At 70.3% G+C, this 13736-nt stretch carries 11 protein-coding genes; 4 read left to right on the top strand and 7 right to left on the bottom strand.

Annotated elements, in window-relative coordinates:
* Positions 1–1446 precede the first annotated feature (1446 nt).
* Both ACZ63I_RS02310 and ACZ63I_RS02305 read left to right on the top strand, forming a co-directional pair.
* On the top strand, positions 1447–2151 hold the full coding sequence (locus tag ACZ63I_RS02310) for a M15 family metallopeptidase (protein ID WP_469334546.1): 705 nt from the start codon (positions 1447–1449) through the stop codon (positions 2149–2151).
* Positions 2148–2729, top strand: a complete 582-nt coding sequence (locus tag ACZ63I_RS02305; RefSeq protein WP_469334544.1) for an AAA family ATPase — start codon at positions 2148–2150, stop codon at positions 2727–2729. The genes ACZ63I_RS02310 and ACZ63I_RS02305 overlap by 4 nt, the downstream gene beginning before the upstream one ends.
* Here the strand turns inward: ACZ63I_RS02305 and ACZ63I_RS02300 are convergent.
* The 5 genes from ACZ63I_RS02300 to ACZ63I_RS02280 all read right to left on the bottom strand — a co-directional run bounded on the left by ACZ63I_RS02300 (position 2650) and on the right by ACZ63I_RS02280 (position 8267).
* On the bottom strand, positions 2650–4746 hold the full coding sequence (locus ACZ63I_RS02300; protein ID WP_469334542.1) for a HelD family protein: 2097 nt from the start codon (positions 4744–4746) through the stop codon (positions 2650–2652). The genes ACZ63I_RS02305 and ACZ63I_RS02300 overlap by 80 nt on opposite strands.
* A gap of 312 nt (positions 4747–5058) precedes the next feature.
* Positions 5059–5757 (bottom strand): TetR/AcrR family transcriptional regulator, encoded by a 699-nt coding sequence (locus ACZ63I_RS02295; protein WP_469334540.1) that lies wholly within the window; start codon positions 5755–5757, stop codon positions 5059–5061.
* Between the two features lie 42 nt (positions 5758–5799).
* Positions 5800–6489, bottom strand: a complete 690-nt coding sequence (locus ACZ63I_RS02290; RefSeq protein WP_469334538.1) for an HAD family hydrolase — start codon at positions 6487–6489, stop codon at positions 5800–5802.
* 30 nt (positions 6490–6519) lie between these two features.
* Positions 6520–7338, bottom strand: coding sequence for an HAD family hydrolase (locus ACZ63I_RS02285; protein ID WP_469334536.1), 819 nt, complete (start codon positions 7336–7338; stop codon positions 6520–6522).
* Positions 7339–7340: 2 nt separating this feature from the next.
* A complete protein-coding gene (locus ACZ63I_RS02280) occupies positions 7341–8267 on the bottom strand; it encodes a winged helix-turn-helix domain-containing protein (protein ID WP_469334534.1) in 927 nt (308 codons plus the stop codon).
* A gap of 267 nt (positions 8268–8534) precedes the next feature.
* On the opposite strand from ACZ63I_RS02280, the gene ACZ63I_RS02275 reads away from it, so the two are divergent.
* Positions 8535–8705 (top strand): hypothetical protein, encoded by a 171-nt coding sequence (locus tag ACZ63I_RS02275; RefSeq protein ID WP_469334533.1) that lies wholly within the window; start codon positions 8535–8537, stop codon positions 8703–8705.
* A 72-nt stretch (positions 8706–8777) separates the two neighbouring features.
* Here the strand turns inward: ACZ63I_RS02275 and ACZ63I_RS02270 are convergent, their stop codons facing one another.
* Positions 8778–9476, bottom strand: coding sequence for a hemerythrin domain-containing protein (locus ACZ63I_RS02270; RefSeq protein WP_469334531.1), 699 nt, complete (start codon positions 9474–9476; stop codon positions 8778–8780).
* 363 nt (positions 9477–9839) lie between these two features.
* Between ACZ63I_RS02270 and ACZ63I_RS02265 the strand changes: the two genes are divergently transcribed.
* Positions 9840–11639 carry a S9 family peptidase gene (locus ACZ63I_RS02265; RefSeq protein WP_469334529.1) on the top strand — a complete coding sequence of 600 codons (1800 nt, stop codon included), beginning with the start codon at positions 9840–9842 and terminating at the stop codon, positions 11637–11639.
* A 1067-nt stretch (positions 11640–12706) separates the two neighbouring features.
* On the opposite strand, the gene ACZ63I_RS02260 is transcribed toward ACZ63I_RS02265, so the two are convergent.
* The gene (locus ACZ63I_RS02260; RefSeq protein WP_469334527.1) at positions 12707–13660 is read right to left on the bottom strand and encodes a sigma-70 family RNA polymerase sigma factor; all 954 of its coding nucleotides are present in this window, start codon (positions 13658–13660) and stop codon (positions 12707–12709) included.
* Positions 13661–13736 lie beyond the last annotated feature (76 nt).

Raw genomic sequence — 13736 nt, 5'->3', positions numbered from 1 at the left:
TAGCTCCTGGGGCGGTGGCCCGGAGCCTTTTGCGTGGGTGGTTGCGTTAGGGGCGCCATCGGGCGCCCCCGGCCGTTGGAGCGACCCCGACGGTGGGGCGGGTGTGACGGAAGGGACGCGGGATGGCCCGTGGGGCGACCGTCGGGCGCCTTATGCGTCGGGCGTTGCGTTAGGGGCGCTGTCGAGGTCACCCAGCCCCCAGATGGGCCTGATGGCGGGGTGGAAGTGGGCGGCCGCCGGGGCCTGTTGCGCGGGCGGGTACCCGCAGCCCCTGCCGGGTGCCTCCCTGGGCACACAGGTCACACCCGCCCCACCGCTCGGACACTCCACCGGCCTGATGCGCCCCGACGCGCGCTTAACGCAACCACCCACGCATAAGGCTCCACATGGCCGCCCCACGGGGCATCTTCCATCACACCCGTCACATCCGACTCACCGCCCGGTGCTTGCACCGCCCTGATGCGTCCCGTGGCGCGTCTAACGCAACCGCCCACGCAAAAGGCGCCCGACGGCTGCCCCACAAGCAATCCCTCGTCCCACCCGTCCCACCACCCACCCCGAGTGACCAGCGGGGCATGAGACTCAGCTACTACCCGGTGGGGGCGGACGCCGAGACGGGCCGAGTCGCCCCATGCAACTGGTGCGCGGCACCCGCACCCGGGCAAGCACCCGTCACCGCGATCCCAGCCTGCCCGTGGTCCCCCCGGCCGCCCCCCCAAAAAGAGGTACTTGCGGTGGAGGACCGGGGGTCAAGGGTGGAGCGCAGCGGAATCGGCGTAGCCGACGCGACGCAGGAGCGCCCTTGACGCCCGGACCGGAACCGCGACACTCAACCCCCAGGGGGCGGCCCCACGGGCGGCTAATCCCTCCGGCCCACCCAACCCCCGGCCCATGCGCACTCACCCGGACCTGCGGGGCATGAATCTCAGCCCATACCCGGCGGGGACGGACGCCGAGACGGCCCGAGTCTCCCTCTCCGGCATGTGGATGTGGCAACTCGATGTCCAAGCAAGGGCGAACACCACGCCACCGCCGTCACACCGGCCAACACCGAACCCAAGCTCCGCGAACTGTTCGCGAAATTCCAGGCCAAGCACCTACCGCTGACCGGGCGGATCGCGGAACTGCTGGTGGCCCACCCTCTTTGCGTCAGACCGGAGCCCGGCTCCTCGATTTGTGGTGAACATCCGTCCCGGCGGAGAAACCAGCAGTTCAAACGGGCCTTCCTCCTCTGCGCATTCGCCGCGTTGAGCGGCCAGCCCTCCCGGGCCTCTTACGACAAGAAGCCGGAGCTTCTCCAGCCAGTGCGTTCAGTTCCTGGCCCATGCCGACCTGACCCGCACCCGCCCGCACCCGCCCCGCGTGCCCCCACGCGACCGCCGCGCGGCGCCCGTTACCGCCCCCCCCGCTCGCAACCAGCGTCCCCTTCCCCCGCGTCATCTGGGCATGAACCAGATCGTCCTCATGTCCGATCCACAGATCGCCGCCATCTCCATCGCCGAGTGCCGCGAACCGCTCGTTGACGTGCGGGCGCGTGGCGCGTTGCTTGTCGATTTGCGGGCGACCGAGGGGGGCGGGGTGGATGCTCTGTATCTGCGCGAAGGCGTTCACGACCGGCTTGTCCGGGCTCAGGGGCTGCTGCCCGCCGGGTTTCGGCTGTTGTTCATCGAGGGGTACCGGCCTCCCGCGTTGCAGCGGCGGTATTTCGACGGATACGCCGCGCAGTTGCGGGCCGCTGGGCCGGAGTTGTCCGCGCAGCAAGTGCGCGACGCCGCCAGTCGGTTCGTATCGCCGCCGGAGATCGCACCCCACAGCGCCGGCGCCGCCGTTGATCTCACCCTCGCCACCGCCGACGGGCGGGAGGTGGACATGGGGACCGCCGTGAACGCCAACCCCGAGGTCAGTGCGGGCGCCTGTTACACCGCGGCGGACGGCATCACGCCCGAGGCGCGGGCCAACCGCGAGATCCTTTGCGCCGCGCTGAACTCGGCCGGGCTCGTCAACTACCCCACCGAGTGGTGGCACTGGTCCTACGGCGACCGTTACTGGGCCCTCGCCACCGGCGCCGACCACGCCGTCTATGGCCCGCTGGAGCACGGGCCCTTGGAGCACGGGGCGCTGGATACGGCGGACGGAGTACAGAGCGCGTGATCATCTGGCTGAACGGCACCTTCGGCGCCGGAAAGACCACCACCGCCCGTGAACTCGTCCCGCTCATCCCCGAGTCGCGGATCTTCGACTCCGAGTACGTCGGATACATGCTCCAGCACGTGCTGGACACCGTTCCCCACGACGACTTCCAGGACTGGACGCCCTGGCGCGGCCTGGTCGTCGAGACGGCAGCGCAGTTGCTCGACTACGTCGGCGGCACCCTCGTCGTCCCGCAGACGGTGCTCGTCGAGCGGTACTGGACGGAGATCCGAACCGGCCTGGAGGAGCGGTCGATTCCCGTGCGTCACTTCGTGCTGCACACCGACCGCGACACCCTCGTCCACCGGATCGACACCGACACTGCGGAGGAGAGCCGGAACGCCGGGCCGTGGCGGCGCAACCACCTCACCCCGTACGAGGAGGCCCTGCCCTGGCTGCGGGCGGCGGCCACCGTCCTCGACACGACCGGCGTTGCGCCCGCCCAAGTGGCCCGCCAGATCAGCCGTTTGGCGTCGGCCGCAGGGCCGCCGGCAGCGGGCGACGGTGGACCACGTCCAGGCGGGACACCGCGCGGGTGAGTGCCACGTAGAGCCGGTGCGCGCCGCGGGTCTCCGCCTCCGCGATGGCCGCCGGTTCGGCGAGTACGACGTGGTCGTACTCCAGCCCCTTCGCCGCGGCGGCGGGCAGCACCGTCACCCTCGCGGCGTCGGCGCCGAGTTCGGCCGCTGTGGCTGTACGGATGCCGGCGGCGGCGAGGGCCGCGCGCAGTCGGTCCGCCTCGGGGGCGTCCGCGATGACGCCGATCGAGCCCTCGTGGGTGAGGGCGTCCCGTATGGCGTCGGTCACCCCGGCCGTCAATGAAGCGACATGACGGATCGTCAACTCACCGTCTCGGCGCAACGACCGTGCCGGCGGTACGTCGACGTCCAGCGTGCCGAGCAGGCGGTTCGCGAGTTCGAGTACCGCTGCGGGCACCCGGAAGCCGACGGTCAGGGGGACCACGGCGGCGTCCGGTTTGCCGAGATGCGCGAGGAGCTGCGGCCAGGAGGTGGCGGCCCACGGGGTGGTGCCCTGCGCGAGGTCGCCCAGCACGGTCAGTGAGCCGAACCGCGCGCGGCGGGCGATGGCGCGGCACTCCATCGGCGAGAGGTCCTGCGCCTCGTCGATGACGATGTGGCCGTAGCCCTCGGGGTGTTCGGCGAGACCGGCGAGTTCGTCCAAGAGGACGAGGTCGGCTGCGGACCAACCGCGCGACCTGGCGGCGCGGGTGGTGCGCGTGGCACGCGCGGCGCCGCCGCGCCCCGACCCCGGCCGGTGGATCGCGCGCTGCTCGTCGGGCGTGAGGAGCCCGTCGGACCAGCGCGCCGGGTCGGCGAGCACCTCGGCCAGTACCTCCTCCGGCGTCGTCTTCGGCCACGCGGTGTCCAGGTACGCGGTGACGGCGCGCGAACTGCCCACCCGCTGGGTCCACTTCGCCGGTCTCGGCCCCGACCGCCGTTCCGCCTGGAGCTGGATCACCCGTACGACGCGGCTGCGCACGCGGTCACGGCCGACGGCGTACGGCGGTGCCTCCGCACGCACCTCGGCCACGATCCTGGCCAGTTCGTCCAGGCCGATGCGCCAGCGGTACGAGCCGTCGGGGACGGTCACGGGTTCGGTGGGCGCGGACACCCACCCGTACAGGGCCCGTTGCAGCACCTCGGCCATGCGGGCGTCGTGTTTGACGACGGCGGCGGCCGGTGTGTCCGTCGTGTCGACGGGGTGGCGGGCGATCTCGTCGGCGACGGTGGACTGCCGGATCCCGATCTCGCCGAGGGCGGGCAGCACCTCGGCGATGTACGACAGGAACGTGCGGTTCGGACCGAGGATCAGCAGGCCGCTGCGGCGGATCCGCTGCGGGTAGGTGTAGAGGAGGTACGCGGCGCGGTGCAGACCGACGGCGGTCTTACCGGTGCCAGGAGCGCCCTGGACGCAGACGGATTCGGTCAGTTCGGACCGTACGAGTTCGTCCTGCTCGGGCTGGATGGTGGCCGCGATGTCGCGCATCGGGCCGACGCGGGGCCGCTCGATCTCGCCGGTGAGGATGGCGCCGGCGGCTGCGGATCCGCCGTCGTCCGACGTGATGTCCAACCCGCCGCCCGGGAGCAGCCGTTCGTCTTCCAGGCTGGTCAGATCCTCCGGCTCCCCCTTGCTCCACGGCGCCCAGCCGAATCTGCGCCGGACGGCCACGCCTTGCGGGTCGGTGGGGCTCGCCCGGTAGAAGGCGCGGGCTACGGGGGCGCGCCAGTCCACCACCAGCGGTGGGGCCGAGGGGTGTTCGGTGATGCGGCGACGGCCGATGTGGTAGCTCTGACCGCGGTGGTTGCCGGTGGTGGTTTCCGCGATGGCCTGGGCGCTGTCCCCGTTGGCGGTGTGCGCAGCGCTCCCCGTGGCGGTCTGCGCGAAGTCGAGTCGGCCGAAGAACAGCGGGCTGTCGGGTTCGAGGTTCAACTCCTTTGCGTAGCTGCGCAGATGGCGGCCCAGGACTTCGGCGTCGGCCCCGGAGGCGAAGGCGTTCTCGCCGGTGACGACCTGCTCGTCGGCGTCACTCACCATGCCGAGATAGGCGGCGCGACAGGTCTCGTGGTAGGTCCGCTCACGGTCGAGAGCGCGGGCGAGATCCGGGGGCGAGGCATGGTCCCGGTCCGGGTCTCGGTCCCGGTCCCGGTCTCGGTCTCGGTCCGGGTCTCGGTCTCGGTCCGGGTCTCGGTCTCGGTCCGGGTCTCGGTCTCGGTCCGGGTCCGGGTCCGGGTCCGGGGCATGGGCATGGGCATGGGTATGGGCATGGGTATGGGCAGCGCCAAGGTCAGGTGCGGTCATTCCGCCGAGAATAACGCGTAACCGAGTTAAAGATTTAACTCGGTTACGCTATTCGCCCAGCCGCGTGCCCAGTCCCGTACGCAGCCGCTCGAACGCCACCTCCGTCGCCGCCACCGCGTCCGGATACACCTGCCCCGCCGCCTCCCCCGCCGCGATCCGCCGCCAGTTCTCCATCGCGAGCACCCGCTGGACCGCGACGATCTGGCCCGCGTCGAGCCGCCCCTCGATCCCGCCGCCGAGCGCGGCGGCCAGCGCGTCCTCGGAGCGCTGCTGGTACGCGTACGCCCGCGCGACCAGGCTCGGCGTGCCGTACAGCAGCCGGTGGTACGCGAGCACCTGCTCGTGGTCGTTGAGCCCGGTCACCGGATCGCGCCGGTCGAGCCCAGCGCGGAAGTGGCGCCGCAGCGCTTCGAGCGGCGGTACGTCCTCGGGCCGGCCGGCGACGACCCTGGCGGCCTCGTCCTCATGGTCGGCGACGCGATGCAGTACGAGGTCTTCCTTCGCGGGGAAGTACCGGAAGAGGGTCGGCTTGGAGATGTCGGCGGCGGCGGCGATCTCGGCGACCGAAACGTCGTCGAAGCCGCGCTCCAGGAAGAGCGCGACAGCCACCTCCGAGATCGCCTCGTAGCGCTGCTGCTTCTTGCGCTCGCGCAGACCGGGGGCGGAGGCAGAGGCAGAGGCAGGGGCGGGGGCGGGGGTGCCGTTCTCGTACGTCACCAGCTCACCTCCGTTCCCTGTGCCGTACATCCGTAGGTCCGCCTGTACGTCCGTCCGTGATCGACATCCATTCTAGTAATCCGTAACGAGGAGTTGCTTCATGGACGTGACGATCATGGTCGCCCCCGCGTCCAGCAGCTTGCGTTCCTTCGCCTCGTTGCGTGCGTAGCCGATGAAGGCGACTCCTGCCTGGCGGGCCGCCGCGTGATCCGCCGGGGCGTCTCCGATCATCAGCGACTCGGCGGCGCTCGCTCCTGTTGATTTCAGGGCCCGGACCAGAGAGTCGGGATGTGGCTTCATGAGCCGCAGGTCCTGTCCGCGGCCGTGGATGTGCGGCTCGAAGCAGGCGAGCAGGCCATGGATATTCAGGTAACTGGACACCGAAGAAGCCGAGTTGTTGGTCGTGATCGCCAGCGTGCGGCCGGTCGCGTAGAGGGCGTGGATCAGCTCCTCGGCGCCTTCGGTCGGGGTCGCGCTTCTCGCTGCCCGTAGTTCGTGGTCCGTGAGCAGCGCTTCGAGTTCGGCGACGAGTTGTGCCTCCCGAGCGGCCTGCCGGTCGAGCGCTCGCAGCACCGCGTGGGGGTCCTGACTGGCCGCGTCGGCCGGGGACAGCAGGTGGGACCGGTCGCGCAGGCGGACCCGTTCGACGAGGTCGTTCGTCACCGCCGCTGCCGGGTGGCCCGCGAAGAGACGGCAGACCGGGCCGTCGAAGTCGAACATCACGCAGGTCGCCGACTCAAGAAGGGCCACTAGGTCCGCCATGATGTCCCTCCCCGGCGTCGTTGGGCGACCTCAACGTTCGGCCAACTCCCCCATCGTGGCCACCACCAGCTCCATATCCGCACCCGCGTCGACCAGCAGCTTTCGTTCTTCGGCGGCGCGGTGATATCCGATGAATCCCATTCCCGCCGCGCGCGCCGCGACAAAATCGGACGGCGCGTCGCCGATCAGAAGATAACGGTCCGCATCGCGCACTTCCTCCAGCATCGCCTTACGCAGGGCGTGCGGGTGCGGCTTCATGAGCGCCACGTCGTCGTCCCTGCCGACGATCGGACCGTCGAAGTAATCCAGCAGAGCGACCCGCTCCAGAAAGAGCTTCACACATTCGGCGTCGTTATTCGAAGCTACGGACAGATGACGCCCGGTCGCTCGCCAGCCCTTGATGAATTCCGCAACTCCCGGCGTCAAAGTGGCACTGTGCACCGACTTCGCTTCCCGCATCGCGAGTTCGTCCCGCATCGCCAGGTGGAGGTCCTGCCACCTCGTCTCCGCAACTCTTCCCTTCGCCTCCTCACCGAATCGCCGGTAGATACGGTGCGGGTCCTGGCAGGACTTCATGTCGTCCAGTTCAAGGCCGTAGGATCCCGCAATGGCGAGCAGGCTTTCGGCGATAAGAGGCGCCGTGCTCCCCTCGGGAGTTCCGTCGGCGAAGAGACTGGCGATCGGGCCGTCGAAGTCGAGCACGATACATTCGGCCGCGTCGAGCGCGGAGCTGATCGGGTCCGCGTGCGGGTGCGGGTGCGGGTGCGCGGGCTCGGGCTCGGGCTCGGGCGCAGGTGCAGGCGCAGGCGCAGGCGCGTGCCGCAGACCACTGTCGTTGACTTGGAACAAGATCAGAAATTCGCTTTCTTGGCTAGGTTCTTCCAGTTCGAGTCGAAGAACGCCTGGTACTGCTGCACAATGCCGTCGGCTTCCGGCGCCCCCGCCTCGGCGGAGTCGACAGACGAGCGGTACGGATACAGCGGCGATCCGGTGGTGCCGTAGGAGTCGAAAATGGGCACGTTCGCCGCGTCGCGCGAGAGGAAGACCGCGTTCTCCTGGACCACGTAAGGAGCTTGCAGCACAAGATGCTTGTTGATGATGTACAACTTCATCTGCGGCGAGAAAGGCACCAGTCGGATCTTGACTTCCACCTCGGCCACCGCGCCGCTCCGCTGCAACTCGAACAGGGATTCTCGCAACATGGAGGCATGACTTCGCAGAATCCCTCCCAGCCGGTGACGGATCTTGACGCGTTCCTCCTCGCCCGCGGCTTCATCGGTCGGACGAGGTATGGAGAGGAACGGCGAATCCGTATCAGGAAGCATGAGCCGCGCTTTGATGCTCTGCGGGGGCTTGTTGGTGTTGTCAAGGATCAGATCCTTCTGATCCGAGACGCGTTTCGCCAGGGATTCCGTCGTCATCGAGAAAACGTCCAGTGTCACTTCCGATGCCTCGAACGCCTCCTGGATATAAGGCTGCAGGCGCACGCTAGGAACCAGCTCGGAGACGAAGTTCTCGCCTTCCGCCTCTGAAGGGGCAGACCTAACCGAAGAACCCGAGGAAGCCGAAGAACCCGAGGAAGCCGAAGGGTCGGACGCGACGAACATCCCCTGGCCGCGTCGCGTGACGATGAGGCCATCCCTGCGGAGCAAGTTGATGGCCTCCACCACCGTGGGCCGGGACACCCGCGACTCTTCGGCCAGTTCGATCTGCGTAGGCAGCTTGTCGCCCGGCCTGTAGGCACCGCTGTTGATCTTCGCCCTCAGCTCGTCGGCCACACGGCGGTAATGGGCGTGCCTTACGTCTTCCCGGCCCGGCTCGTCACTTGTCACCGAGCAAACATACAACTCGCAGACATGCAGGGACAGCCAACCATCGGCGCCCTACAACCAGTCAACTTCCACCCACAGTAGCCAGGCCGGCAGGTTGACTTCTGTCAAGTCAACTCCGTTGCCAAGGAGTTGTCATGCCGCTACCCTAACAACTAGTTAGATTTGTATGGGTTGTACGGAGTCAGCACCGTCACCCACGAAGGAGTGGCCACCATGCCAGTGATCGCCTTCGCACTAGAGCAGTTCATAAGCTGGAAGTACGGAACCGTCGGAGCAGTCGCACTCATCCTGCTCAGCGTCGGACTCAAGGCCAAGAACTCCACCTGCGCCGGCGTCGGCGCCATCCTCCTCGCCCTGCTGGTCATGCAGCCGGGGATGGGCTGAGCGCTCAAGCGTTACGCCGCGTCCGCACCGCCGTCCGCACCGCCGTCCGCGCCGTCGTCCCCACCCCGTTCGCTAACGCGCCGCGCCCAGCGCCTTCGTCGTGGCGTGGTACCGGTTCAGCAGCAGCGGGCGCGCCCAGCGGATCGGCGGTGGGAAGTGGGCCAGCATGTCCGGGCAGCCCTGGACCGGGTCCGGGTCTTCCAGCAGGCCGATGACCAGATGCGGGCCGGTGCGTGGCCCGCCGTGCACGACGGCCTTGCGCAGCCGCGCGACGTCCGCGTCCGGCACGTACGGCAGCAGCTTCCGCAGGACCGGCTCCTCGTCCGCCAGGTGGCCGATGAGCAGTTCGTCGACCCTGCGGGCCGGCGGCAGTGCCGCCTGCGCCGCCGCGGCCCGGTCGGCGCGGTCAGCGCGGTCCCTGCTGCCGTCCAGCGCGGCGAGTGCGTCAACTTCCTTGCTCAGCCTGCGTAGTTCGATGTCGAGCGCCAGATGCTCCCGGCTCAGCGGCGCCAGTTCGCCGGCCGCCGTCGGGCACAGTTCGCGCAGCACCGGCCAGAACAGGTCGTCCTCGCTCGTGTGGTGATGGCGGACGAACCGGATCAGCCAACGCGCCGTCCCCACCAGGGCCTTGACGTCCACCGACTTCTCGCGGGCGAGCCGGTCGAGAGCCCCGGTCACCAGGGCGGTGCCCCGGCGCATGATCGCGTGCACCGCGATCAGCTCGTCGTACATACGTGAGCCCTGGGGCTCGGGCGCTGTTGTGGCCGCCATCGTCTGTCCCTTGTCCGCCGGATCCCGGCCGTCCGTCGACCCGGCTGCCTGCCGGATCCCGGCTGACCGTCGACCCGGCTGTCCGTCGGATCCGGCTGTCCGTCAGATCCGCTGTCGGTCAGATCCGCTGTCGGTCGGATCCGGCTGCCTGTCGGATCCGGCTGCCTGTCGGATCCCGGCTGTCCGTCGGATCCCGCTGTCCAGTGGATCCGGCTGTCCGTACGATCCCGCACCGGTTCCGCAATCCAGCGCACCATATCCGGATATCGGACACTTTAGGGCGTCTGCGGCAGTGTGTCCCTCCGTATCCACCCCGGACCGAGAGTGCGGACCCCCGCACCCACCACTGCCCGCAGGCGCAGAATGGAGGGCATGACTGAGACCAACGGTTCGATGCCGGATTGGGAGAAGCGCTTCAGGGCGCCTCGCGTATCGCTGCCCGACTGGGCCGAGGACGCACCCGACCGGGCGCTGTTCGTGTCGAACGCGACCGGGACGTACGAGCTGTACGCCTGGGACCGTGCCACCGGGGAGCAGCGACAGGCGACCGACCGGCCGACCGGGACGACGGACGGGGTGCTGTCGCTCGACGGTGAGTGGATCTGGTGGTTCTCCGACACCGACGGGGACGAGTTCGGGGTCTGGATGCGGCAGCCGTTCGGCGGCCAGCAGTCCGCCGACGAACCGGCCGCCCCCGGCCTCGACCCGTCGTACCCCGCCGGACTTGCCCTCGGCCGGGACGGTACGGCGGTCGTCGGCCGGTCCACCGACGAGGACGGGTCGACGCTGCACGTCGTACGGCCCGGCGCGGCGCCCCAGGAGATCTACCGGCACCGGGAGTCCGCCGGTGTCGGGGACCTGTCGTACGACGGCTCGCTGCTCGCGATCGAGCACACCGAGCACGGCGACGCCATGCACTCGGCGCTGCGCGTGCTGCGGCTGGACGGCTCCGTCGTCGCCGAACTCGACGACACGGCGGGCGGCACCCGCGAGCTGGGTCTTGAGGTGCTCGGGTTCGCGCCGGTCGAGGGCGACAGCCGGCTGCTCGTCGGCCATCAGCGGCGCGGCCGCTGGGAGCCGGTCGTCTGGAACCCGCTGACCGGGGAGGAGACGGAACTCGCCATCGACCTGCCGGGGGATGTCAGCGCCGAGTGGTATCCGGACGGCTCCGGGCTGCTGATCGTGCACAGCTTCGAGGCGCGGGGCGAGCTGTGGCGGTACGACTTCGCGAAGAGCGCCCTCGTACAGATCGAGACCCCCGCGGGGTCCGTGTCCGGCGCGACGGCCAGGCCGGACGGGACCGTCGAGTACCTGTGGTCGTCGGCAGCCCGCCCCTCCGAGGTCCGCTCGACGGCAGGTGGTGTCGTGCTGGACGCCCCCGGCTTCGCTGCGCCGCCGTCCGTGCCGGTCGAGGACGCCTGGGTCGAGGGGCCCGGCGGCCGGGTGCACGCGCTGGTGCAGCGCCCGTCCGGCGAGGGGCCCTTCCCGACGGTCTTCGAGATCCACGGCGGTCCCACCTGGCACGACAGCGACGCGTTCGCCGCCGGTCCCGCCGCCTGGGTCGACCACGGATACGCGGTCGTCCGGGTCAACTACCGCGGCTCGACCGGCTACGGGCGCGAGTGGACCGACGCGCTCAAGCACCGGGTCGGCCTGATCGAGCTGGAAGACATCGCGGCGGTACGGGAATGGGCGGTCTCCTCGGGCCTCGCCGACCCGGCGAAGCTGGTCCTGGCCGGCGGCTCGTGGGGCGGCTATCTGACGCTGCTGGGCGTCGGCACCCAGCCGGACGCCTGGGCGGTGGGCCTGGCCGCCGTACCGGTCGCCGACTACGTGACGGCGTACCACGACGAGATGGAGGCCCTGAAGGCGATGGACCGCACGCTGCTCGGCGGTACGCCCGAGGAGGTCCCGGAGCGGTTCGCGGCGTCGTCGCCGCTGACGTACGTGGACGCGGTACGCGCCCCGGTCTACATCTCGGCCGGCCTCAACGACCCGCGCTGCCCGATCCAGCAGGTGGAGAACTACGTGGACCGCCTGGCCGCGCGCGGCGCGGTGCACGAGGTGTACCGGTACGACGCGGGGCACGGCTCGCTGGTGGTGGAGGAGCGGATCAAGCAGGTCCGGCTGGAACTGGACTTCGCCGGGCGGCACCTGCGGTAAGCAGCCTGGGGGTTGCGGAGGAGGGGCGGACGGTCGGGGGCGCGCGGGCGGGCCCTCGACCGTCCGCCCCTTCGGCTTGGCGAGCCGCCTGCCGAATGCCCGGCTGCTGGAGGCCAGGCGCCGGCTACCGGCCGTCGAGTGCCTGGTGCCTGGTCTCGGCTACCGGCCTGCCCGGGTGCAGCGGAGACCTGACGCGTGCAAAGAAGGGGCGGGCGGCCCCCCGACCGTCCGCCCCTTCGGCTCCGCGAGCCGACCACCGGCTGCTGGCTACCGGGGTGCCAGGCGCCGAGTACCGGCTGCTGGGCGCTGGGCGCTGACTGTCCGGCTAACGGGTGCCTGGCGCCTGGCGCTACCTGGGGCTACCTGGGGCCAGGTGCCAAGTGTCCGGCTGCGTCTGCCAATTGCCAGCTACCGGGTGCTGGCTGCCGGCTGCTAGGTGCCAGGTGCCGGGTGCCGAGTACCGGCTGCTGGCTACCTGGCGTCGGGGACCTGGTCGCGGCTACCGGCCGCCCGCTGACCGCGCCCGGTCTCGGCTACCGAGTGCCGGGGGGGCGGCCCCTGACTGCCGACTACCGGCTGCTCGTTACCAGGTGCCGACTACCGGCTTTCGGCTATCGGCTATCGAGACCGGGTGCCGGGCATCGGCTACCGGCCGCTGCCCCCTGCCCAGCGTCGGTAACGAGTGACGGGGATCGGCCCCTGACTGCCGACTACCGGCTGCCGACTGCTCGCTACCGCCGGCCAGCGGGGTCGGCTACCGGCTGTCGGGCCGACTGCTCGCTACCGGGTGCCAGGCGCCGAGTGCCGGCTACCTGGTGTCGGGTGCCAGACCTGACACGTACAGAGAAGGGGCGGGCGGCCCCCCGACCGTCCGCCCCTTCGGCTCCGCGAGCCGGCTATCGGCGACCGGCGGACCGGCTATCGGGTGCCAGGCATCGGCTACCTCGGGCCTGGTGTCGAGTGCCTGGTGCTGGCTACCCGGCTACCGGGCGCCCGCCGCCCGCCGCCCGGTATCGGCTACCCGGCGCCCGCCGCCGACTGCCCGCTGTTCGTTACCGGCTACCGGGTTACGTGTCAGTCGGCAGCCCCCTCAGGTCCAGCCGTCCCAGGCGTGCCGGGTCCGCCAGGATGTCGATTTCGGTGATCTTTTCGTCTCTGATGACGAACGCCGCCAACGACAGTGGGCGCTGGTCCGCGTCGAGCGCGATCAGGCCCGGGGCGCCGTTGACCAGTACCCGTCGGGTGACCTGGGCGAGGGGGCGGAAGGTGAGTGCCTGGTCCACCACCGCGTGCGCCCCGCGCACCACCTTCGACGCCCATGCGCCTGCCGCCGCGGCACCCACAACCGACTCGCCGACGTCGACGCGCAGCACCACCTCCGGGTCGAGGAGCGCGAGCAGCGCTTCGAAGTCGCCGCCGCGTGAGGCGGCCAGGAACGCGTCCACCACCGCGCGGCCGCGCGCCGGGTCCGACTCCGTCGCGGGGGCCGGTTCGTTCCCCGCGCCCCGCACCCGGCGGCGGCCCCGGCTCGCGAGTTGGCGCGCCGCCGCAGGGGTACGGTCCACGATGGGCGCGATCTCGTCGAACGGCATGCCGAACATGTCGTGCAGCACGAACGCGAGCCGCTCGGCGGGCGGCAGCGATTCGAGCACCACCAGCAGCGCGAGACCGACCGAGTCCGCCAGCAGCGCCTCGTGCTCGGGATCCGCGCCCTCCGTACCGCTGACGATCGGATCCGGAACGTACACGTCCAGCGGATCCTCCCGGCGGGACCTGCGCGTACGGAGCATGTCCAGGCACACCCGCCCGACGACCGTCGTCAGCCAGCCGGTCAGGTTCTCGACCTCCCGGGTGTCGCTCCGGCTGAGCCGTAGCCACGCCTCCTGCACGGCGTCGTCGGCCTCGCTCAGCGAGCCCAGCATCCGGTAGGCCACGGCCCGCAGATGCGCGCGGTCCGCCTCGAAGCGCTCCGCCAGGAAATCCTCGTCCACGTCCACACCCACGTCCTCGTCCTCTTCCACATACACATGACGGATCCCGGTCGGAGAATGTGACACGAGCGGCCGACGCGGCGTCGGGAAAGGGACCCGGGCCAGG

The sequence above is a fragment of the Streptomyces sp. NPDC087906 genome, assembly GCF_055584925.1.
The sequence above is the reverse complement of the archived record's forward strand: the minus strand, read 5'-3'. Positions and strand labels throughout refer to the sequence as shown.